Origin of the sequence: Methylobacterium sp. Leaf100, assembly GCF_001422845.1 — a bacterium.
Classification (GTDB): Bacteria; Pseudomonadota; Alphaproteobacteria; order Rhizobiales; family Beijerinckiaceae; genus Methylobacterium.
The window spans coordinates 64,251-85,608 of sequence record NZ_LMMW01000013.1 but is presented as its reverse complement, the minus strand read 5'-3'; the positions used below and the strand labels follow the sequence as shown (position 1 = coordinate 85,608).

The window sequence follows — 21,358 nt, the reverse complement described above, 5'->3', positions numbered from 1 at the left end:
TCGCGTGCAACGCGTCTGTCAAATACTGGCGTGGTCCTGCGGCGCGGTGCGGTTTTCCTGTCGCGATTCCCACGACGCCGGACGGCTCGGATGACGCGGCCCCGCCTGCGTGATAACCGGCCTGTCCATGAGCCGGATCGTCGATCCCGGCACCCGTGCGGCGGAGGGCGCCGATCCGGCCCCGGATCGGCCCCGAAGCCCCTGACGCCGAAAAGTCCTGTCCCCGTGTCACACGACCTTCCGCCCCAGCCCCTCACCGCCACGGCGGGCCTCGCCCTCCAGGGCTCCCTGCGCCCGCCGGGCGACAAGTCGATCTCCCACCGGGCGATGATCCTCGGCCTGCTCAGCATCGGCGAGACCCGGGTCGAGGGTCTGCTCGAAGGCGACGACGTCCTGCGCACCGCCGCCGCGGCGGAAGCCCTCGGCGCCACCGTCGAGCGCCTCGGCGAGGGCCGCTGGCGCATCGTCGGCGTCGGCCTCGGCGGCCTCACCGACCCGGCGGACGTGCTCGATTTCGGCAATGCCGGCACGGGCTCGCGCCTGATGATGGGTGTCGTCGGCGGCCAGCCCGTGACGGCGACGTTCGACGGCGACGCCTCCCTTCGCAAGCGCCCCATGCGCCGCATCCTCGATCCCCTGGTGCGCATGGGGACGGACGTCGTGAGCGAGCAGGAGGGCGGGCGCGTGCCCCTCACCCTGCGGGGCCCGCGCGAGGCCATTCCCATCACGTACGAGACGCCGGTGGCCTCGGCGCAGATCAAGTCGGCGGTGCTCCTCGCCGGCCTCAACGCGCCCGGCATCACCACGGTGATCGAGGCGGCCGCCACCCGCGACCACACCGAGCGGATGCTGCGCCTGTTCGGCGCCCACGTGGAGGTCACGGCCCACGGTCCGGAGGGCCACGGCCGCACCATCGCGCTGACCGGCCAGCCGACCTTGCGCGGCACCGACGTGGTGGTGCCGGCCGATCCGTCCTCGGCGGCGTTCCCCCTGGTGGCGGCCCTCATCGTGCCGGGCTCGGAGGTCGTCATCGAGGGCGTGATGATGAACCCCCTGCGCACGGGCCTCATCACGACCCTGCTGGAGATGGGCGCCGACATCGAGCGCCTGCGCGAGCGCGACGAGGGCGGCGAGACCGTGGCCGACCTGCGGGTGCGCGCGAGCCGCCTGACCGGCGTCGACGTACCGCCCGAGCGGGCGCCCGCGATGATCGACGAGTACCCGATCCTGGCGGTGGCCGCCGCCTTCGCCGAGGGCACCACCCGGATGAACGGCCTGCACGAGCTGCGGGTGAAGGAATCCGACCGCCTCGCGGCGGTGGCGGACGGCCTGAGCGCCAACGGCATCGCGTACGTCATCGAGGGCGACGACCTCGTGGTGCACGGCGACGGGAGCCCCCCGAAGGGCGGCGGCACCGTGGCGACCCACCTCGATCACCGCATCGCCATGGCGTTCCTCGTCCTCGGCCTCGCCACCCGCGAGCCGGTCACGGTGGATGACGGCGCCATGATCGCCACGAGCTTCCCGAGCTTCCTGCCGACCATGCAGGCGCTCGGCGGACGGATCGCGTCATGAGCGACCTTCACGTGGGTGATATCCCCCTCGTCATCGCCATCGACGGCCCGGCGGCCTCCGGCAAGGGCACGCTGGCCAAGCGCATCGCCGCCCATTACGGCCTGCCCCACCTCGACACCGGCCTGCTCTACCGGGCGGTGGCGCTGACCGTGATCGACGCCGGCTACAAGCTCGACGACCACCAGGCCGCCGCGCGGGCCGCCGCCAGCCTCATCGCCGACCGCCTCGCGGATCCGCGCCTGCGCGAGCGCGCCATGGGCGAGGCCGCTTCGCGAATCTCCTCCGTACCGGCGGTGCGCTCGGCGCTCCTCGCCTGGCAGCAGCGCTTCGCCGGCAACGCCGCCGGCGCGGTCCTCGACGGGCGCGACATCGGCACGGTGGTGTGCCCCCACGCGCGGGTGAAGCTGTTCATCACGGCGGCCCCCGAGGAGCGGGCACGCCGTCGCCACCTCGAACTCCAGCGCCGGGGCGAGACCACGAGCGTCGGGGCGATCCTCGCCGACATCGTCGCCCGCGACGCCCGCGACGCCCAGCGCTCCACCGCCCCCCTCAAGGCGGCGGCCGACGCCGTGCTCCTCGACACCACGGACCTCGACCCCGACGCCGCCTTCGCGGCGGCCCGCGACGTGATCGACCGCGCCCGGCCCCATTGAGGCGGGTCGCTATCGGCTGGGGGATGAGGTGGATCGGAGCGCGCCGTGCCCTCGTCCCGCTGTCGTGAAGCGGAGGATCCGGTCAGTGGCAATGCCTTGCGTATCGCGCGAATGGCGCAAGTCCCCCTCTCCTTCCAGGAGAGGGGGTACCGTCATGCGCTATGCCCGCCGGATGCGGCTTTCGAAGACGTCGCAAACCGGTGTGTGATTTCGGAGCCGGCAAGGAACGCGCACGCGCGCTGTCCCCGACCTTATCGGAGCCGTACCGGGGATCGGATGATCCATCCGGCCCCGGGACTTCCTGAAGGCCCCCTCAGCGCGCGGCGAAGTCCGCGAACGCGTCGTCCTTGGCCAGCCGCAGAAGGTTCTGCCCGTAGGCGGTCTTCGCGAACAGGTTGCCGCGCGCGATGAGCTGATCCTTGTCGATGAAGCCCTGGAGGTAGGCGATCTCCTCCAGGCAAGCGACCTGCAGGCCCTGGCGGTGCTGCAGGGTGCGGACGAACTCGGCCGCCTCCAGCAGGCTGTCGTGGGTGCCGGTGTCGAGCCAGGCGTAGCCGCGCGACATCCGCTCGACATGGAGCTGGCCGCGTTCGAGATAGGCCTGGTTGACGCTCGTGATCTCGAGTTCGCCGCGCGGCGACGGGGTCACGGCGGCGGCGATGTCGAGGACCTGGTTGTCGTAGAAGTACAGGCCGGTCACCGCCCAGGGGCTCTCGGGCTGGGTCGGCTTCTCTACGAGGCGCAAGGGGCGGCCCTCCTTGTCGAGGGTGACGACGCCGTAGGCCGCCGGATTGTCGACGTGGTAGGCGAACACCGTGGCGCCCGACGTGCGGGTGCGGGCGCGGGCGAGGAGCTCGCTCATGCCGTTGCCGAAGAACAGATTGTCGCCGAGCACCAGGGCGACGTCGTCGGTTCCGACGAAGTCGCGGCCGATGACGAAGGCCTGGGCCAGGCCCTCAGGGCGCGGCTGGATCGCGTAGGAGAACTGCAGGCCGAACTGCTCGCCGGTGCCGAACAGGCGCTTGTAGTTGTCGAGGTGCTCAGGGCTGGAGATGATCAGGATCTCGCGGATGCCGGCGAGCATCAGCACCGAGACCGGGTAGTAGATCATCGGCTTGTCGTAGACCGGCAGCAGCTGCTTGTTGATCGACAGGGTGGCCGGGTGCAGGCGCGTGCCCGATCCGCCGGCAAGGACGATGCCCTTCATGCCCGTGTCTCCGTCTGGGTGTGGGCCGGCCCGATGAGCCGGTCGAGGATGTCGTCCAGGGCCTCGCCCCAGGGCCGCGGCGCGATGCCGTAGGCCGCGTCAAGGCTCGCCGTCGACAGGCGGGAATTGGCTGGGCGCCGGGCCGGCGTCGGGTAGGCGCTCGTCGGAATGCCGGTGACCGGGATCGACCGGCCGCCGCGCGCGGCCGAGCCCGCCACGATGGCTTGCGCGAAGCCGCGCCAAGTGGTCGAGCCGGCATTGACGCAGTGGAACGTGCCCGTCGGTGCGTCGGGCTCGGCGGCGAGCCGCAGGGCGATGCGGGCGCAGGCTTGCGCCAGATCCGTCGCCGAGGTCGGGCAGCCGTGCTGGTCGTCCACCACGGTGAGCGCGTCGCGCTCGGCCGAGAGCCGCAGCATGGTCTTCACGAAGTTGCCCCGGTGCGGGCTCACCACCCAGGCCGTGCGCAGGATGGCGTGGCGCGGGTTGGCCGTGCGCACCGCCATCTCGCCCGCCGCCTTGCTGGCGCCGTAGACGCTGCGCGGGTTCACGGGGGCGTCGGGCAGGTAATCCCCCTCCCCGTCCCCGTCGAAGACGTAATCCGTCGAGACGTGGACGAGGGGGATGCCGCGCGCCCGCGTCGCGGCGGCGAGGATCGCGGGCGCCAGGGCGTTGAGGCGCCACGCCGCGACCACGTCGGATTCGGCCTTGTCCACGGCGGTGTAGGCCGCCGTGTTGATCACCGCCCCGTAGGGTGTCGCGTCGAGGGTGCGGGCCACGGCGTCCGCATCGGTGATGTCGAGGGCCGCGCGGTCCGGCGCGTCGACCCGCACGCCGTCCGGCCAGGCATGGGCCCGCAGCTCGGTGCCGACCTGACCGGCGCCGCCGAGGATCAGGATATCCACTTAGGAGGCCTTCGTCGCGGACGCCTGCGCGCCGCCGAGGCCGAGACGCTCGCCGGTGTAGCGGCCCTCGCGGATCGGGCGCCACCACGCCTCGTTGTCGAGGTACCACTTCACGGTCTCTTCGAGCGCCGTCTCGAAGTTCTTCGTCGGCGCCCACGCGACCTCGGCCTCCGCCTTCGACGGGTCGATGGCGTAGCGGCGGTCGTGGCCCGGACGGTCGGCCACGTAGGTGATCAGGCGGTCGTGCGGGGCGTGCTCGGGGCGCAGGCGGTCGAAGGCGGCGCACAGCCCCTTCACCACCGCGAGGTTGTTGCGCACGGAGCGCCCGCCGAGCAGGTAGGTCTCGCCGAGGCGGCCGTTCTTCAGCACCGCCACGAGGCCCTTGGCGTGGTCCTCGACGTGAATCCAGTCGCGCTCGTTCAACCCGTCGCCGTAGACGGGGAGGTTCTTCCCCTCCAGCGCATTGAGGATCATCAGCGGGATGAGCTTCTCGGGGAAGTGCCGCGGCCCGTAATTGTTCGAGCAGTTCGTGATGAGCACCGGAAGGCCATAGGTCTCGTGCCAGGCGCGGGCGAGATGGTCGGAGGCCGCTTTCGAGGCCGAGTAGGGCGAGCGCGGGTCGTAGCGGCTCTCCTCGGTGAAGAACCCGTCGGGCGGGAGCGAGCCGTAGACCTCGTCCGTGGAGACGTGGAGGAAGCGGAACGCCGCCTTCGCGTCACCGGAGAGCCCGTCCCAGTAGGTGCGGGCGCCGTCGAGCATCACCTGGGTGCCGACCACGTTGGTGCGGATGAACGCGCCCGGATCGGTGATGGAGCGGTCGACATGGCTCTCGGCGGCCAGATGCATCACCGCGTCGGGCTTGAACTCGGCATAGAGCGCGTGGACGGCCGAAGGATCGCAAATGTCGGCCTCGGCGAAGCGATGGCGGGAGTCTTCGGCCAGGGGCTGCAGGGAGATCGGGTTCGCCGCATAGGTCAAGGCGTCGAGGGTGAGGACGTCGTGCCCGAGATCCTGAACCAGATGCAGGACGAGGGCGGAACCGATGAAGCCGCAGCCGCCGGTGACCAGGATGCGCATGCGTGTCTTCTCCCTCGAACCCTTGGTATCAAATGTTCAGAACGCGGCGCCGAGATCCGCGAAACGCGGGGCGGCGCGGTCCTTGTCCGACAGCACGGCGCCGGCCTCGTCCATGGGCCAGGCGATGGCTAGATCGGGGTCGTTCCAGACGAGGTTGCGGTCGTGCGCCGCGCTGTAATAGGCGCTGACCTTGTAGGCCACCATGGTGTCCGGCTCCAGGGTGCAGAAGCCGTGGGCGAAGCCGGCCGGCACGTAGAGCTGCTCGCCGCCCTTCGCGTCGAGGGTCACGGCGACGTGGCGGCCGTAGGTCGGGCTGTCGCGGCGCAGATCCACGGCGACGTCGAGGATCGAGCCCGCCAGCACCCGCACCAGCTTGGCCTGCGCCGCCGGGGCGAGCTGGAAGTGAAGGCCCCGCACGGTGCCGACCTGGGCCGAGAACGACTGGTTGTCCTGCACGAACGCCACGTCGATCCCGCCGGCCGCGAGGGTATCGACACGAAAGGTCTCCGAGAACCAGCCCCGGTCGTCGCCGAAGCGGTTGGGAACGACGCGCTTGACCGCCGCGATCTCCGTCTCGATCACCCGCATGGTGGATTGATCCCTGGGAACACCCGAAAATTCGAACCGTCTAGGCCGGGGTTCTCGCCGGGTTGTCAAGGCTGAGACATGACTTGGCGGCCCTGCCGGGCGTCTTCGGGGGTCGTTTGGGGCGTCGCTCGGGGGGGCACTCGGGCGGTCGCTTGCGGCGGTCGTGGACCGTGCGCTATGCCGCCCGACCGCGCGGGACACTTCAGGGAGACAGCGCATATGATCACGCAGAATCGGACGGCCCGCGCCCTCGCGGGCACCCTCCTGCTCCTCGGCCTATCCGGCCCGGCCGCCGCCCAGAGGGGCCCGGACGCCACGGGCGTCTGGCTGACGGAGACGGGCGGCTCCAAAGTCCGCATCGCCCGCTGCGGCGAGGGCTATTGCGGCACCCTGACGAGCGTCTCCGGCCCCGGCCTCGACGCCCAGAATCCCGACGTCTCCCTGCGGACCCGCAGCCTCATCGGCGTGCGGATCATGACCGCCGACCGGGCCAAGGGCGACGGCTACGAAGGGTCGCTCTACAACCCCAAGGACGGCAAGACCTACGCGGGCAGCCTCGTCCTCAAGGGCCCGGACGTCGTCGAGGTCCAGGGCTGCGTCATGAGCGTGTTCTGCAAGAGCCAGACCTGGAAGCGGGTGAACTGAGACGATCGGGAGCGATTCGATGCGGCTGGCGGGAAAGACCTGCGTCGTCACGGGCGCCGCGCGCGGCATCGGCCGGGCGATCGCGGAGGCGTTCGGGCGCGAGGGCGCGACCGTCATCGCAACGGATGCGGACACGGCGGCCCTCGCCGACCTGGAAGCCGCCCTCGGCTGCCGGGTCTTCCCCCTCGACGTGCGGTCCGAGGACGCGTGGGACGCCCTGGCGCGGTTCGCCCCCGCCGTCGACGTGGTGGTGAACAATGCCGGTGTGACGGGGTTCGAGGGCGGGCCGGTCGCGCACGATCCCGAACACGCGACCCTGGCCGATTGGCGCGCGGTCCACGCGGTCAACCTCGACGGCACCTTCCTCGGCTGCCGCTACGCCATCAGGGCCATGAAGGCGCGGGGTGCGGGCTCCATCGTCAACATCGCATCGCGCTCCGGCCTCGTCGGCATCCCGGGGGCCGCCGCCTACGCGTCCTCGAAGGCCGCCATCCGCAACCACACCAAGAGCGTGGCGCTCTACTGCGCCCAGCAGGGCTGGACCATCCGCTGCAACGCGATCCACCCGGCCGCGATCCTCACCGGAATGTGGGAGCCGATGCTCGGCACCGGACCCGACCGGCAGGCCCGGATGGACGCCCTCGTTGCCGACACGCCCCTGCGCCGGTTCGGCCGCCCCGACGAGGTCGCGGCCGTCGCTTTGATGCTCGCCTCCGACGAGGCCACCTACATCACCGGCGCGGACATCACCCTCGACGGCGGCCTTCTGGCCGGATCGGCGGCGGTGCCGGGCTAGGGGGGCGCCGAGCCGTCCCCGCACGCTTCCCGGCCGAAGGGTCCGGCCCATCGCGTCGAACGGCCGGACCGTGGGACGCCACGCCGAAGGTCTTTACCATTCGGTTTTCCAGCACCGATCTGTACATGAGCGACAGAGCATCGCTCTCCAGCGTGAAGGCCTTGTTCGGTTTCGGTAACGCCCTCGTCGCGTGCGAACAGAAGCTCGCGCAAGGCTTCGAGCATATCCAGCAGGCGATCGACCGGGAGTACGGCGCCGGGATGGGCGACCGCGTGTTCCGGGATATCGGCCGGACGCAGACCCGCGACCTCAGCGGCGGCATCAAGCGCTCCGATCTCGGCCTCATCGGACGGACTGCGGACCGGCTCACGCAGAACATGCTCAATGCAGCGCTCACGGACCGCAACATCGGCGGACTGCAGGGCCACCGGCCCGACTACGATAAGATGCAGGCGTTCTTCGACGCGCATTTCGCGGTGGCGACCAACCCCAAATTCCGGGGAGGTACGCTGCGGAATCGAACGTAACCGCATCACCGCGACGACCGGGCCGTCCAGGGTCTCGACGCACCGCACCCGCGGATCCGGCCGATCCGAGACTCGGGTCAGAACTCGACGCCGAAGCGGACCCGTAGGTTGTGACGGGCGAACTGGGTGAGGTTGAAGGCGCGGTCGGCGAAGTCGGGGGCGCGGTCGTGGCCGGACACCTGGGCGGAGTAGGCGACGGTCAGGAAGCCCTTTTCCCTGACCTGCACGTGCAGCACAGGGCCGACGAAAACCGCTCGCCCGAGGAACCGGTTCAGGAACGACCCGTCATAGGCACGCATGACACGGATTTCGGGGCCGAGGAAGACGCTGTTCGTCGCCCGCGCCATCAGCGTTCCCGACAGGGAGAGGGTCGAGGATCGGTCGGTGTCGCCGGAGCCCTTGAGGCGCGCGACGGAGGGATCGTAGATCACGTTCGCACCGGCCCACAGCTTACCCGGAATCAGGCGCGCATCCGCCATGAGCCGGGTGTCCATGCTGAACACGTCGGCGCCCTGGCCCTCGATGGGCGTCACCCGCGAATACAGCGGCTCCGCCTGCAGGGCGATGCCGAATGGATGGTCGTCCGTCCGCTTGAGAACCTGATACTTGAACTCCAGTGAGCCGCCGTTGACGAGGCCGAAGGTCTTGTCCGGCACGCCGACGATGTTGCGGCTGTCCCGCGCGTCGAATTGCAGGCCGGGCTCGATGCTGAAATCGTCGGTCGGATCGTACTGGTAGCTGACGATGGGTTCGCTGGCGCGATAGGCCGACGAGCCCGGCCCCGCCCGGCGCTTGCTGAAGCGGCCGATCGCGTCGACCACCACCTCCTGCTCGCCGGCCTTGCCGGTGTCGGTTCCTTCCGTGAAGCCGAACAGGTTCTCGGTGTCGATCGTGTCGGGCGCGCTGCCCGTGCCCGCCTTCTGGTAGTCTTTGCCGGACGCGGACGGAATCGGTCCGGCCAGGGCGGATCCGGCGACGAGGAGGACCGAGAGCCGGGCCGCCCGGCGGACGCGATGCCAGGCTTGCCGAAAGGGAACGGGTCGTGACGGGAGCATCCCGCACGCTATCCTGCCGCGTCGCGTCCTGGCTGGTGCGCGAAAGCCACACAGGCCTTCGTCCCTCGCGTGCGGCCGGACGGCGCTGGATTAAAACACTTCCAGCCGCATCGCCCGGTTGTGTCCTGCGTCACGGCTTCGCCGTTGCACGCCGATGCAGCAGGATCAGGCCACCGGCCAGACCCAGCAACGTGAGGCCGATGGCGGCCTGCAAGGCCTGCCAGATCCGTGGCGTGTAGATCCCCTGTGCCGCGTCGAATCCGTAGCACAGCAGCCGGACGCGATCGCCGAGCGTGCCGATCCGGCCTTCTCCCGCCTCCACGAGGGCGAGGCGCAGGCTGTCCGCCGTCACGGTGAGGCTCGACAGGACGCGCGACACCCGCCCGTCGCCGGTCAGCGACACGAAGGCGGCCGGGTGGACGATGGCGCCGTGCACGGTATCGGGCACCGACGTGTAGCCGATCGCTTCGGTCAAGCGCGCGACCGCCTCGGGCGGCCCCGTCACGGTGGTGACCGCCTCGGCCAGCGCCCCGTCGATGCCGGCCGTCACGGACGTCCGGGCCTCGTCGCGCGGACCGAGGCCGATGACGACGAGCCGGACATCCCGGCCTGGGCGCAGGCCGGTTCCCATCAGAGCGCCGGACAGGATCGCGAGGGTCGGCGCGCAGATCACCCGGCAGTTCGGGTCGATGGGCACCAGGAGGGTCGGGCGGCCGTCGAGGGCGGCGGCGACCGTGATGGATTGGCCCCCATCGGTCCGGAGTTCGAGGTCCAGCGGCACTCGAGCCCCTGGGGGCGGCGCGAGGCCGACGCGCGCGAGGTCGAGCCGGGTGAGGTCCGCCGAGGCCGGCGACGGGAAGGCCGGTGCCGCCACGACCAGGGTGGCGAGACAGGGCCGGATGGCTCGGGATACCCGCGAGCGGACCCCAGGCTGCGGGCGCCGCATCATCCTTCCGCCAACCGGGCGAACACGTCCGCGAGGGTGAGGGTGAACAGGATCGCCAGCCAGAACAGACCGCAGGCCGCGGTGAGCCGGTCGAGGGCATTCGCCGTATCGAGGCGCATGAACGGCACCGCGACGAGGAGCGCCTGGGTGCCGGCGATGCCGAACGGGAGGGCGACGTTCCAGGGGCCGAGGGGTCGGTAGGCCAGCAGGACCGAGACGGCGAGGAGCGCGATGAGGCCGAGCCAGACCGGCACGGTGCGCAGGAGAATGGAGCGGAGGGTGGGGGCCTCGCTCATCCGGTGCGCCCCACGAGGTAGAGGGCGGGGTAGAGGACGATCCACACCATGTCGACGAAGCCCCAATACAGCAGCGCCACCTCGACCTGCGGACTCGTGGCGAGGAAGTCCGGCGCGTGCCAGCCCTTCCACGCCAGCCGCGTCACCAGGCCGATGCCGATGGCGAGGTGGATTCCGTGCACCGCCGTGGCGAACCAGTAGAAGCCGAAGAACAGCTGCGTCGGCCGGTCCGCGAGCTTGAAGCCCGGTCCGGGCACCAGATTTTCCCGGATGTCCTCGCGGTATTCGAAGCCCTTCACGATCAGGAAAGCGAGGCCGAGGCCCGCCGTGAGCAAGAGGCAGACGAGGACCAGACGGCGCAGGGCCGGCACCTCCGCGGCCCGCGCGGCGATGGCCGCGAGCAGACCGCTCGTCAGCAGCAGGGCGGTGTTCGCCGTTCCGTAGACGATGTCGGTCTCGCGCGCCGCCGCCGCGACGGCCTCGGGATGCTCGGCCCTGAGGGCGGCGTAGAACAGGAACAGCGCCCCGAAGAACAGCACTTCGCTGGCGATGAAGATCCACATGCCGAAGGTCGCCCCGGCCCGCTGCCGCGCGAGGGCATCGGCGGGCGCGAAACCGAGGTCGTGCCAAGGTTCGCGCAGCGACTGGGAAGGCTCGCGCAGCGAGGGGACAGTCTCGCGCAGCGGAGGAGACGGCTCGCGCAGCGGAAGGGACGGCTCGCCGGTCGCCCTCATGCCTGGGATTCCTGCGTCGGCAGATGCGGCTGGTCCTGCGTCGGCGGGCTCCCGGCCGGGTGGTAATCGTAGGGCGGCCCGAGGACGGCGACACGGCCGAGGAAATTGTCGCGGGGCGGCGGCGACGTGGTCCGCCATTCGAGGCCGGTGGCGTTCCATGGGTCGTTGCGGGCGCGGGCGCCGAAGAACACCGACCAGGTGAGGTAGCCCAGCGGCATCAGGTAGGCGACGGCGAGGACGGCCGCGCCCGAGGACGAGAGCACGTTCCAGACCTGGAATTCCGGCGGATAGACGTGGTAGCGCCGCGGCATGCCGAGATACCCGGCGATGAATTGCGGGAAGAACGTCAGGTTGAAGCCGAAGAACATCAGGATCGCGGCGAACTTCGCCCAGGTCTCCGGGTACATCCGCCCGGTGATCTTCGGCCACCACAGGTGCAGCCCGGCGAAGTAGGCCGACACCGAGGCGCCGACCATGATGTAGTGGAAGTGGGCGACGACGAAGTAAGTGTCCTGCACGTGCACGTCGATGGGGATCGAGGCGAGGAACAGGCCCGTCAGGCCCCCCACCGTGAACAGGCCGAGGAAGCCGAGGGCGTAGAGCATCGGCGATTCGAAGCCGATCTGGCCGCGATACAGGGTGGCGGTCCAGTTGAAGACCTTGATGGCCGACGGCACGGCGACGATGAACGACAGGAACGAGAACAGCAGCGCCGCGTAGGGCGACATGCCCGAGGTGAACATGTGATGGCCCCAGGTGAAGAAGCCGATCACCGCGATGGCCACCAGGGCGTAGACCATGAAGGTGTAGCCGAAGACGACCCGCCGCGAGAAGCAGGTGATCACCTCGGAGATCACCCCCATCGCCGGCAGGATCATGATGTACACCGCCGGGTGCGAGTAGAACCAGAACAGGTGCTGGAACAGGATCGGGTCGCCGCCCCGCGCCGGATCGAAGATCGGCAGGCCGAAGGCCCGCTCGGCAAGCACGAGGAGCAGCATGAGGGCGAGGACCGGCGTCGCCAGGACGAAGATCAGGCTCGTGGTGTACATGGCCCACACGAACAGCGGCAGGCGGAACCAGGTCATGCCGGGCGCCCGCAGCAGGTGCACGGTGGCGATGAAGTTGACGCCCGTGGCGATGGTCGAGAACCCGGCGACGAACACGCCGAGCACCGCCACGGAGACGGCAGTGTCGGAGAACACCGTCGCGTAGGGGACGTAGAAGGTCCACCCCGTGTCGATCCCGCCCGCCAGCACGGCGACGGCGGCCAGGAGCCCGCCGCCGAGGTTGAGGTACCAGCTCACGAGGTTGAGTTTGGGAAACGCGAGATCTCGCGCGCCGATCATCAGCGGCAGGAGGAAGTTGCCGAAGGTGGTGGGGATCGACGGGATGAGGAAGAACCACACCATGATCACGCCGTGGAGCGTGAACAGCTTGTTGTAGGTGTCCGACCCGACGAAATCGGCTTCCGGCGTGAACAGTTCGAGACGCACGGCCGTGGCCGCCGCGCCGCCGAGGAAGAAGAACAGCGTAATCGACAGTCCGTACAGGATGGCGATGCGCTTGTGGTCGGTGGTGGTCAGCCACGAGCCGAGGGTGTGGCCGGCCGCGAGGTAGCTCTCCGGCAGGCCCAGCGCGAGCTCGTCCGGGTCCGCCAGGGCCGTGGGGCTTTGGGCGATGTGGGGGTTCATCTGCGCGCTCGCGGACGGGGAGGGCGGGGATCGACGACGGGGCGGGTCACGGGCCCACCGCCGGTCCGGCGGGGGCCGGCGTGTCCGCGACGGGCGCGCCCGGTACCATGGCGGGGCTGCGCTCGCGGGCGGACCCCGGCACGCGGGAGGAGAGCGGCGGCACGCCGGGGCTGCGCACGGTGCGGGGGCCGGCCCCGAGGGCGCGGAGATAGGCGGTGAGTTCCTGCACCTCTCCGTCCGTCAGCAGGCCCGCGTAGCTCGGCATGATCGGCGCGTAACCGGCGGCGATGTCGCGCGCGGGCTGGAGGATCGAATCGCGGATATAGGCCGCATCCACCGTGACGGTGCGGCCGCCTTCGAGGGGAATGGTCTTGCCCCAGAGCCCGGCGAGGTCCGGCGCGTGGATCGTGGAGCCCGCTGCGTGGCACCCGGCGCAGCCGCGCGCGGTGAACAGGCGCTCGCCCACATGGGCGAGGTCGTCGCCCTCGGGCTGGGCCGAGAGCCACGCTGCGTAATCCTGCGGCTCCATGACGATGACGCGGCCGAGCATGCGCGAGTGGTCGGTGCCGCAGAACTCCGTGCACATGAGGTGGAAGGTGCCGGTCTTGGTGGCCTGGAACCAGGTCTCGGTCTGGCGGCCCGGCACGGCGTCGCGCTTCAGGCGGAAGGCCGGGATGTAGAACGAATGGATCACGTCCTGCGAGGTCAGCATCAGCCGCACGGGCGCGCCCACGGGCACGTGCAGCTCGTTGATCTCGCGGGCGCCGTTGGAGGCCTGCGTCTTCCACATCCACTGCTTGGCGACGACGTGGATCTCGATGGCGTCCTTCGGTGGAGTGTAGGCGCCGATCTCGGCCGAGGCCGCCCACCAGAAGATGAACAGGAACACGAACAGGGTGGCGGCGGTCCAGCCGATCTCGAACTCGCGCGACACGACGCTTGGCAGGGCGCCGCGATCGGCCTTCGAGCCGCGCCGGAACCGGATCGCGAAGGTGACGACGAGGCCGACCACCACGAGGACGGTGGCGGCCGAGATCACCGTCAGGCCGAAGAAGATCGCGTCGACCTTGGCGGCCTGCGTCGAGGCGGCTTCGGGCATGAGCCACGAGGGCACGAAGCGCTGCATCATGGGGCGCCCCCGCCGGCGGGACCGGACGCCGCGGCGCCGCCGGGGCTCCCCCGTGGCGCCGGGAGTGCGCTGACCGCGCCACCGCGGCTTCCGAGGCTCGGCCAGCGTTCGGGCTGGACCGGCGCGGCGTAGGCGGCCGCGCCCCGATCGGCGAGGCGGCGCATGGCCTCCCCGATGGGTATCCGGGCGATGCCGCGGTCGCGGTCGACCCACCCGTAGCCCTCCAGCCGGTGACGCTGATCGGCGAGGAACCGCGCGAGGTCGCCGCCGGGATTCTGCTGGAGCTGCGGCCCGGGAAACGCGCGGGGGGCCTGAGCGACCGGTCCCGGCACCTCGCTCCGGTAGTACAGCCACAGGCCGGCCAGCGACGCCCCGACGAACACCACGATGCCGAGGCCCGTGAGCAGCACCGGCTTCAGGGCGATGCCCGGCGCCTCGAGGCCGGGATCGGCGTGATCCGCGACGTCGTCGTGGATGCGGTCGCGCGACGGCTCAGGCATGGGCTCAGGCATGCCGGCTCTCCGGCGCGGAGGCGTCGGCGAAGGTGCGCGTGGTGAATCGCGCGGCGCGGCGCGACAGCAGGGCCAGAACGGCGAGGCCCGCGAGCCCGGCCGCCGCGGCGGCACCGGCCCCGTCGCCGTAGGCCGGCAGGAGCGTCCAGGCGAGGTGGAGGGCGAGGCCCACGAGGACGAGGACGCCCACCGCCCGCAACAGGGCCGCGCTGCGGCGCACGGCAGAAAAGAGCAGCATCCCGAACGGGACGAGGCCGCCGGCCACGAAGGCGGCGAGCAGCACCGCCCGCCATGTGCCCTCGCCACGCTTCAGGTACCACGCGGCCTTCGACGGCAGGTCGCCGTACCACGCCACCACGTAGGCCATCAGGCCCATGTAGAGGACGCCCAGGAGGGTCGCGAGAATGAGCTGGGCGAGGTCGCCCGTCCGCTGTCCGTCGCGGCCGGGCACGCCCACCAGGGCCGCCCACGCGAGGGCGGCGAGCATCTGGTGCAGAGCGATGTCGGCGGCGAACGCGGAGGAGACGTAGGCAGGCTCGACGGACAGGATCCAGTCCACGGCGACGAGGCTGAGGCTGAACCCGTAGAAGGCGAGGCCGAGGCCGGCCACCAGCCGGGTGCAGCGCCCCGTTAGGACGAGGAGGGCGAGACCCGACCAGCCCGCGAGCGCGAGGCCGGCCCGCAGATCGAACCCCACTGGATTGAGGTAGAGGCGCGCGACATCCGCCTTCACGCGCCCCGGATCGGCCGCCCACGGGTAGAGGGCCGGCAGGGTAGCGGCGATGCCGAGGAACGTCAGGGCGGCCAGGGGCACCAGGGCGGTGGCGGGCCGCAGGGCGGGAGCGAGAGCGTCGCCCCACCGGCCGCCCGTGACGGCGTGGATCATCACCCAGACGAGGCTGCCGATGGGGATCATGCTCCAGACGATCCAGGCGAGGAGCCAGCCCCGCGCCAGGGCGTCGGCGATCGACGGCGCGCCCGTCATGGCAGCGCCTCCGCGAGACCCGGCACGTCGGCGACGCGGGCGCCCTGACCGAGTTGCAGGGCGCGGATATAGGCGGCGATGGCCCAGCGGTCCCGCGGCTCGACGCGGGCGGCGTAGGAATACATCACGCCGTAGCCCTCGGTGATCACGGCGACGAGGTAGCCCGCCGGCGCCGCCCGCAGGCGGTCCTCGTGGAAGGAGGGCGGGGCGGGAAAGCCGCGCTGGACGATCATTCCGTCGCCGTGGCCAGTATAGCCGTGGCAGGGCGTGCAGATGGCGTCGTAGCGCGCCCGGCCCCGCCGCAGCAGAGCGGCGTCGACGGGGGGCGCATCGCGCAAGGCCGCCTCGGCCGCGAGATCGCCCTGCGCCACGGTGCCGTCCGGGGGTGTCCGGGCCTCGGCGCCGTCGGCGAACAGGGCCGCCTTGCCGTAGACCCGATAGCGCTTCTGGACCCGCATCGACTGGTCGTCGCAGGCTGCGAGCGGCAGCAGGAGCGCGAAGGCGCCGAATCCCACGCGGAGCGTGCGGCGAGCGTCTCGGGACCGCCTCATGGGTTCATCTCCGACACCAGGCGGGCGCCTGCCCCTTCGAGCAGCACGCGCAGGGCGCGCGGATCGTCCTTCGGGGCGATGAGGAGCAGGAAGCGGTCCTGGCTCGCCCGCTCGAATTGCGGCATCGCGTGCAGCGGATGGTGCAGGCGTGGCAGGCCGCAGGCGGACAGCATGGCGACGAAGCCCGCCAGGGCGGCGGCGAGGATTCCGACCTCGAACGGCACGAGCAGGAAGACCGGCCAGGAATGCAGGGGCCGCCCGCCGGAATTCAGCGGGTAGGCGTGGACCGCGCTGTACCATTGCAGGGCGTACATCAGCCCCGCCGCGCCGAAGCCCGCCATCGCCATGGCGGGCCGGACCCATCGGCGCGTGGGCGCGAACAATCCGGCAAGATCCTCCACGGGGAAGGGCGTGAAGGCGTCGACGGGGCTGTGGCCGTCGGCATGGCCGAGGCGGGTCGCCCGCAGTAAGGCCTCGGGCGTCTCGAACTCGGCGAGGAGGTGGGGGCGGGACCTGCTCATGCGGCGCCCGCGCGGTGGCTGAGCTGGCGGACCTCGTGCATCGACACGAGGGGCAGCAGGCGCGCCAGGACGAGGAAGCCGAGGACGAACAACCCGAGGGGGCCGAATAGGATCGCGAGGTCGTAGAGGCTGATCTGGTAGGTCCGCCACAGGCTGACGGCGTAGCCGCGCGAGAGGGTGTTCCAGACGATGAGGATGCGCTCGAGCCACATCCCGACGTTGATCAGGATCGCGAGGGCGGCGAGGGCCCGCAGGTCGACCCGCACGGCCGGGAACCACAGGGCCTGCGGGGCGAGGCAGTTGCAGAACAGCAGCCCGGCATAGAGCCAGCGGTAATCGCCGGTGAAGAAGTAGCCCACCACCGTCCGGTCGGCGTGCTCGCCGCCGTACCAGGCCATGAACCACTCGGTGGCGTAGGAGAACGTCATCACGATGCTGGCGAACAGCATCACCTTCGCCATGGCGCCGAAATGCGCCCGCGTGATCATCGCCTGGAGGTTCAGGCCCCGGCGGATGGCGATGGCCAGCACCACCACCATGGCGAAGCCCGAATACATCGCCCCGACGACGAAGTAGGGCGGGAAGATGCTTTCCTGCCAGCCGGGCATCAGGCTCGCGGCGAAGTCGAGGCCGACGATGGAATGGACGGAGCAGACGAGGGGGATCGCCAGGGCCGCCATGGTCATGTGGAAGGTCTCGTAGACCTGCCAGTGCCGGGCCGAGCCGCGCCAGCCGAGGGCCAGGGCGCCGTAGATCATCTGTCCCGGCCGCGTGGTGGCCCGGTCGCGCAGGGTGGCGAGGTCGGGCAGCAGGCCGGTGAACCAGAATATCAGGGAGAACAGCAGGTAGCTGAGGATTGCCCAGAAATCCCAGACCAGGGCCGAGCGCCATTGCGGCCACAGGTCCATGGTGTTCGGGTAGGGCGCCAGCCAATAGGCGTAGAGCGGCCGGCCGAGGTGGATGATCGGGAACAGGCCCGCGATGGAGGCGGCCAGCAGGGTCATGGCCTCGGCGAAGCGGTTGATGGAGGCGCGCCAGTGCTGGCGCGTCAGCAGGAGCATCGAGGAGATCAGCGTTCCGGCGTTGCCGATGCCGATCCACCAGACGTAATTCGCGATGGAGACGCCCCACACCACCGTGGTGTTCACGCCCGACAGGCCGATGCCCACGGTGAGCACCGCCCCGATGGCGACGAGCGTCAGCAGCACGAAGGGCAGGACGCAGAGCAGGGCGACGAACCACGCCTTGCCGGGGCCGCGCTTCTGGATCGGATCGGCGATGGCGGCCGTGATCTCGGCGTCGCCGAGGCGCGCGGGCGCGATCCAGCTTTGCTGCTGCCCAACCCCGCTCACGTGTGGTCCTCCGCCCAATCGGGGTTCGGCGCGCGCAGATTGGCGAGGTAGGTGGTGCGCGGGCGGGTGTTGAGTTCCTCCAGCAGCGCGTAGTGGCGCGGGTCCGCCCGCAGGGCCGAGACCGGGTTGCCCGGCCGGGCGAGGTCGCTGAAGGTGATCGCCCGGGTGGGGCAGGCCGATTGGCAGGCGGTGACCACGTCGTTCATGGCGCGGCCGTCCCGCTCGGCCCCCTGCCGCTCCGTGGCGATGCGCTGGACGCAGTAGGTGCATTTCTCCATGACGCCGCGCGCCCGCACGGTGACGTTGTGGTTGCGCTGCGCCCGGATCGGCTCGGCGTTGAGGTTGGCGTATTCCTGGCCGTCGGCGTAGCCGAAGAAGTTGAAGCGCCGGACCTTGTAGGGGCAGTTCGCCTCGCAGAACCGCGTCCCGACGCAGCGGTTGTAGACCTGAAGGTTCAGGCCCTCGCCGTCATGCACCGAGGCCGCCACCGGGCAGACCGGCTCGCAGGGCGCGTGCTCGCAATGCATGCACGGCACGGGCTGGAACCCGGCCTTCACCGCCTCGGGCGTGCCGGCATCGTAGAGGTCGATGCGCAGCCAGTGCATCATCCGGCCCCGCGCGATCTCCTCCGGGCCGACCACCGGGACGTTGTTCTCCGACTGGCAGGCGACCACGCAGGCGTTGCAGCCGATGCAGGCATTCGTGTCGATGGCCATGGCCCAGGCATGGCCATCGGCATCCCCGGTCCAGGCCTCGATGAGCGACGGCTGGTCGGCGCCGATTCCCTTCGGCTGGGCGGTCGCGAGGTCGGCGAGATCGATCTGCCGGAAGAGCTTCGCGGTCCCGCCCTCGACCTGCACGTAATTCTGCGTCCGCAGCACCGCGCCGGTGCGGCCCGTGGCGGCGAGGTCGACGGGCGTGACGAGCCAGCGCTCGGCCCGGGACACGAGGCGGTAGGCATCCGCCCCGATGCCGTTGCCGATGGCCCCGGCGCGAGCGCGGCCGGACCCGAGGGTGAGCACGCCGACGCCGTCGGCCACGCCGGATTCGACGGCGACGGGCACCTCGACGCTCCGCCCCGCCACGCTCAGGCGCACCACGTCGCCGACCCCGACGCCCCGCCGGTCCGCCTCGCCGCGCGACAGGGCGAGGGCGTTGCCCCAGACCTGCTTCGAGACCGGCTTCGGGCATTCCTGAAGCCAGGCGTTGTTGGAAAACCGCCCGTCCCACAGGCACGGATCGGGGCGCAGTTCGACGGTGAAGCCGGACCTTATCCGGGGCGGCGGGCTCGGCGGCGCGGGATCCGTCACTGTGATCGCCGCCGGCGCGCTGCCGGCGATCACGCCGTCATGGAGGCTCCGGCGCCACCATTCCTCGAACGCCGCCGCCTCGCGGTCCGGCCGGCTTTCGCGCCAAGTCTCGCTCCAGGTCTCGTGCCAAGTCTCGCGCACGAGGTCGTAGCCCGACCGGGCCGGGGACTCGCCGAACAAGGCCACGATCTCGTGGATCGAGCGGGCGCCGTAGAGGGGCCGGATCAGGGGCTGGACCAGACTGGCGGTGCCGTCGACGGCGCGCAGGTCGGACCAGCCCTCGAGTTCGTGGGCCAGCGGCAGGTGCCAGTGGGTGGCGCCGGCCGTCTCGTCCCCGTGGGTGCCCGCATGGACGCTGAACGCCGCCCGGCCGATCCGGGAGCCGAGATCGAGGTCGGGGCCGCCGGTGAGGACCGGATTGCAATCGAGGATCGCGAGGCCTTCGACGGTCCCGGAATCGAGGGCGGCCGCGAGGGCGGTGAGCCCCGCGGGGGTACGCCCGTCGATGCGGTCCGGGGGCTCGATGACGTCCACGGGGGCTTCGAGGCGGGCGTTGATCCAATGCGCGAGGGCGTGATGCTCCGGCGCCAGAGCCGGACCGACGAGGAGGAGGGCGCGGCCGCGATGCGCCGCGAGGTCGGCCGCGACGGCTTCGGCGAAGCGCCGGACCGCCTCGCTCGCGTCGGGCGCCGGCAATCCGGCCCCGAGGGCGTTGGCGCAGGCGACGAGCAGGGCGGCCTGCGCGTGCGGCGGCAGCGCGCGGCGCGCATCGGCCTTGATCCCCGTCTGCGTCAGTGCGGATTCGGCGACGTAGAGCCGGCCGAACCGGCCCGGGTCGCGGCGGCGCTCGGCGAAACCGGAGGCCAAGCGGCCCTGATCCGGGCCGGGCCCGAGGGGATCGGCCCCGACGCACAGGACCACTTCGGCGCGGTCGAGCCGGGGCAGCACCCTCAGGGGGCGGCCGAAGGTCTCTACGGTGCCGCGCGTCGCGTGGGTGTCGTCCACCGGTTCGTGGACGTGCCACACGGCGTCCGGCATCGCCCGCAGGAGGGACGCGATCTGGCGCAGGAGGGTCGGCGAGGTGACCCGCCCGGTGAGGAGGTGAAAGCCGGCGCCGTTGCGGCTGCGCGCCCGCGCCAGGGGCCCGGCCAGGGCGCGCTCGAACATCTCCCAGGAGGCGATGCCGCTCCTGTGTTCCGTCACCGTGCGCGAACGGTCGGGATCGTAGAGGTCGAGGATCGCAGCCTCGGCGAAGACGTCCGTTGCGCCGCGGCTCGCCGGATGGAGCGGATTGCCCTCGATCTTGATGGGGCGCCCGTCCACCGCGATGGCGTGGACGCCGCGGGCGAAGCCGCCGAGCGACAGGCTCGTCGCGTAGCGCACGGGCACGCCGGGCAGCAGGCGCTCCGGCATCCGCACGTAGGGCACGATCTCCTCGGACGGTTTCGTACACCCGCCCGCCGCCAGGGCGATGCCGGCGCCGAGGAGGGTCAGGGCCTCGCGCCGCGAGGTGAGGGGCTCGCGCCGCGAGGGCGGGCCTAGCGGTGGCATAGGGAGCATTCGCTGAGACGCTCGGGCGAGCGGATGTGGTATTCCTTGAGCCGCTGCGCCCCGAGGGCGGCCTGATCGGCGGGCGCGCTCCAGGCCGTGTCGAAGACTGCATCGCGGGCGCGCAGGTTCGGGGCCGGATCGCGGTGGCAGTCGAGGCACCAGCCCATGGTGAGGGGGGCCGCCTGCCGGACGAGCTTCATCGTCTGGATCTCGCCGTGGCAGGTGGTGCAGCCGACACCCTTGGCGACATGCACGGCGTGATTGAAGTAGACGTAGCCCGGCAGGGTGTGGACGCGGCGCCAGCGCAGGGAGCGCCCTTCGGCGAGACTGGTGCGCACGGGGGCCAGCATCGGCGCATTGGTCCAGATCTGCGAGTGGCAGGACATGCAGGTGTCCGTGGGCGGAATGCCCGCGAAGGCCGCCTTCTCCACGGCGGTGTGGCAGTAGCGGCAATCGAGGCCGAGGCCGCCGACGTGATGCGCGTGGCTGAACGGCACCGGCTGCTCGCGGGTGACGCCCTGCCCCGTGACGTAGGGGGAGCGCCAGACCGCGTAGGCGACCCCGACGGCGAAGACCGGGACCGTGGCGAGCGACGCGAGGACGAAGCGGACGACCGTGTCGGCCCCCGGACGAAAAATCTGCACCATCCCTCGCACGTACCCCGTGCCACGGCACCCGACGCCTTCAAGACGCGCAAGACCAAACCGTTCGCGAACCATGACGACAGGGTCAAGAACGGAGCGTGCCGAGGC

General features: G+C 71.1%; 22 protein-coding genes. 5 read left to right on the top strand and 17 right to left on the bottom strand.

The features are described 5' to 3' along the window. Positions 1-225 precede the first annotated feature (225 nt). Both aroA and cmk read left to right on the top strand, forming a co-directional pair. Positions 226-1,575 carry a 3-phosphoshikimate 1-carboxyvinyltransferase gene (aroA, locus tag ASF25_RS11160; RefSeq protein WP_056304674.1) on the top strand — a complete coding sequence of 450 codons (1,350 nt, stop codon included), beginning with the start codon at positions 226-228 and terminating at the stop codon, positions 1,573-1,575. Beyond that, positions 1,572-2,228, top strand: a complete 657-nt coding sequence (gene cmk / locus ASF25_RS11155; RefSeq protein WP_056304672.1) for a (d)CMP kinase — start codon at positions 1,572-1,574, stop codon at positions 2,226-2,228. The genes aroA and cmk overlap by 4 nt, the downstream gene beginning before the upstream one ends. A gap of 313 nt (positions 2,229-2,541) precedes the next feature. On the opposite strand, the gene rfbA is transcribed toward cmk, so the two are convergent. Genes rfbA through rfbC form a run of 4 tightly spaced genes read right to left on the bottom strand, consistent with a single transcriptional unit; the run spans position 2,542 to position 6,002 of the window. Next, positions 2,542-3,435: a glucose-1-phosphate thymidylyltransferase RfbA gene (gene rfbA, locus ASF25_RS11150; RefSeq protein WP_056304670.1), complete on the bottom strand. Its 894-nt coding sequence runs from the start codon at positions 3,433-3,435 to the stop codon at positions 2,542-2,544. Continuing rightward, entirely contained in the window at positions 3,432-4,337 is a 906-nt protein-coding gene (rfbD, locus tag ASF25_RS11145; protein ID WP_056304668.1) for a dTDP-4-dehydrorhamnose reductase, read from the bottom strand. The genes rfbA and rfbD overlap by 4 nt, the downstream gene beginning before the upstream one ends. Continuing rightward, positions 4,338-5,414, bottom strand: a complete 1,077-nt coding sequence (gene rfbB / locus ASF25_RS11140) for a dTDP-glucose 4,6-dehydratase (protein WP_056304666.1) — start codon at positions 5,412-5,414, stop codon at positions 4,338-4,340. 36 nt (positions 5,415-5,450) lie between these two features. After that, on the bottom strand, positions 5,451-6,002 hold the full coding sequence (gene rfbC, locus ASF25_RS11135) for a dTDP-4-dehydrorhamnose 3,5-epimerase (protein ID WP_056304664.1): 552 nt from the start codon (positions 6,000-6,002) through the stop codon (positions 5,451-5,453). A gap of 219 nt (positions 6,003-6,221) precedes the next feature. Here rfbC and ASF25_RS11130 point away from each other — a divergent pair, with 219 nt between their 5' ends. The 3 genes from ASF25_RS11130 to ASF25_RS11120 all read left to right on the top strand — a co-directional run bounded on the left by ASF25_RS11130 (position 6,222) and on the right by ASF25_RS11120 (position 7,970). Continuing rightward, positions 6,222-6,647: a DUF2147 domain-containing protein gene (locus ASF25_RS11130; RefSeq protein WP_056304662.1), complete on the top strand. Its 426-nt coding sequence runs from the start codon at positions 6,222-6,224 to the stop codon at positions 6,645-6,647. A 19-nt stretch (positions 6,648-6,666) separates the two neighbouring features. Continuing rightward, positions 6,667-7,443 (top strand): SDR family oxidoreductase, encoded by a 777-nt coding sequence (locus ASF25_RS11125; protein ID WP_056304660.1) that lies wholly within the window; start codon positions 6,667-6,669, stop codon positions 7,441-7,443. 125 nt (positions 7,444-7,568) lie between these two features. Continuing rightward, positions 7,569-7,970: a hypothetical protein gene (locus tag ASF25_RS11120; RefSeq protein WP_056304658.1), complete on the top strand. Its 402-nt coding sequence runs from the start codon at positions 7,569-7,571 to the stop codon at positions 7,968-7,970. A gap of 77 nt (positions 7,971-8,047) precedes the next feature. On the opposite strand, the gene ASF25_RS11115 is transcribed toward ASF25_RS11120, so the two are convergent. The 13 genes from ASF25_RS11115 to ASF25_RS11055 form a co-directional block, all read right to left on the bottom strand. Continuing rightward, positions 8,048-9,025 (bottom strand): hypothetical protein, encoded by a 978-nt coding sequence (locus tag ASF25_RS11115; RefSeq protein WP_056304656.1) that lies wholly within the window; start codon positions 9,023-9,025, stop codon positions 8,048-8,050. Positions 9,026-9,155: 130 nt separating this feature from the next. Beyond that, entirely contained in the window at positions 9,156-9,971 is an 816-nt protein-coding gene (locus ASF25_RS11110) for a hypothetical protein (protein ID WP_056304654.1), read from the bottom strand. After that, positions 9,971-10,267, bottom strand: coding sequence for a cytochrome C oxidase subunit IV family protein (locus ASF25_RS11105; protein ID WP_056304652.1), 297 nt, complete (start codon positions 10,265-10,267; stop codon positions 9,971-9,973). Before ASF25_RS11105 ends, ASF25_RS11110 begins: the two co-directional genes overlap by 1 nt. After that, a complete protein-coding gene (locus ASF25_RS11100; RefSeq protein ID WP_082502615.1) occupies positions 10,264-11,001 on the bottom strand; it encodes a cytochrome c oxidase subunit 3 in 738 nt (245 codons plus the stop codon). The genes ASF25_RS11105 and ASF25_RS11100 overlap by 4 nt, the downstream gene beginning before the upstream one ends. Then, on the bottom strand, positions 10,998-12,695 hold the full coding sequence (ctaD, locus tag ASF25_RS11095; RefSeq protein ID WP_056304650.1) for a cytochrome c oxidase subunit I: 1,698 nt from the start codon (positions 12,693-12,695) through the stop codon (positions 10,998-11,000). The genes ASF25_RS11100 and ctaD overlap by 4 nt, the downstream gene beginning before the upstream one ends. Positions 12,696-12,741: 46 nt before the next feature. Next, the gene (gene coxB, locus ASF25_RS11090) at positions 12,742-13,824 is read right to left on the bottom strand and encodes a cytochrome c oxidase subunit II (protein ID WP_056304648.1); all 1,083 of its coding nucleotides are present in this window, start codon (positions 13,822-13,824) and stop codon (positions 12,742-12,744) included. Next, positions 13,821-14,336, bottom strand: a complete 516-nt coding sequence (locus ASF25_RS11085) for a hypothetical protein (RefSeq protein ID WP_056304646.1) — start codon at positions 14,334-14,336, stop codon at positions 13,821-13,823. Before ASF25_RS11085 ends, coxB begins: the two co-directional genes overlap by 4 nt. Then, positions 14,329-15,303, bottom strand: coding sequence for a hypothetical protein (locus ASF25_RS11080; protein WP_056304703.1), 975 nt, complete (start codon positions 15,301-15,303; stop codon positions 14,329-14,331). The genes ASF25_RS11085 and ASF25_RS11080 overlap by 8 nt, the downstream gene beginning before the upstream one ends. 14 nt (positions 15,304-15,317) lie before the next feature. Then, positions 15,318-15,872, bottom strand: coding sequence for a cytochrome c (locus ASF25_RS11075; RefSeq protein ID WP_056304643.1), 555 nt, complete (start codon positions 15,870-15,872; stop codon positions 15,318-15,320). Continuing rightward, positions 15,869-16,393 carry a DUF3341 domain-containing protein gene (locus tag ASF25_RS11070; protein WP_056304640.1) on the bottom strand — a complete coding sequence of 175 codons (525 nt, stop codon included), beginning with the start codon at positions 16,391-16,393 and terminating at the stop codon, positions 15,869-15,871. Before ASF25_RS11070 ends, ASF25_RS11075 begins: the two co-directional genes overlap by 4 nt. Next, positions 16,390-17,745 carry an NrfD/PsrC family molybdoenzyme membrane anchor subunit gene (nrfD, locus tag ASF25_RS11065; RefSeq protein WP_056304638.1) on the bottom strand — a complete coding sequence of 452 codons (1,356 nt, stop codon included), beginning with the start codon at positions 17,743-17,745 and terminating at the stop codon, positions 16,390-16,392. Before nrfD ends, ASF25_RS11070 begins: the two co-directional genes overlap by 4 nt. Further along, positions 17,742-20,606 carry a 4Fe-4S dicluster domain-containing protein gene (locus ASF25_RS11060; protein ID WP_056304637.1) on the bottom strand — a complete coding sequence of 955 codons (2,865 nt, stop codon included), beginning with the start codon at positions 20,604-20,606 and terminating at the stop codon, positions 17,742-17,744. Before ASF25_RS11060 ends, nrfD begins: the two co-directional genes overlap by 4 nt. Further along, complete coding sequence (locus ASF25_RS11055) at positions 20,594-21,253, bottom strand: cytochrome c3 family protein (protein ID WP_056304635.1); 660 nt, start codon at positions 21,251-21,253, stop codon at positions 20,594-20,596. The genes ASF25_RS11060 and ASF25_RS11055 overlap by 13 nt, the downstream gene beginning before the upstream one ends. Positions 21,254-21,358: the final 105 nt, after the last annotated feature.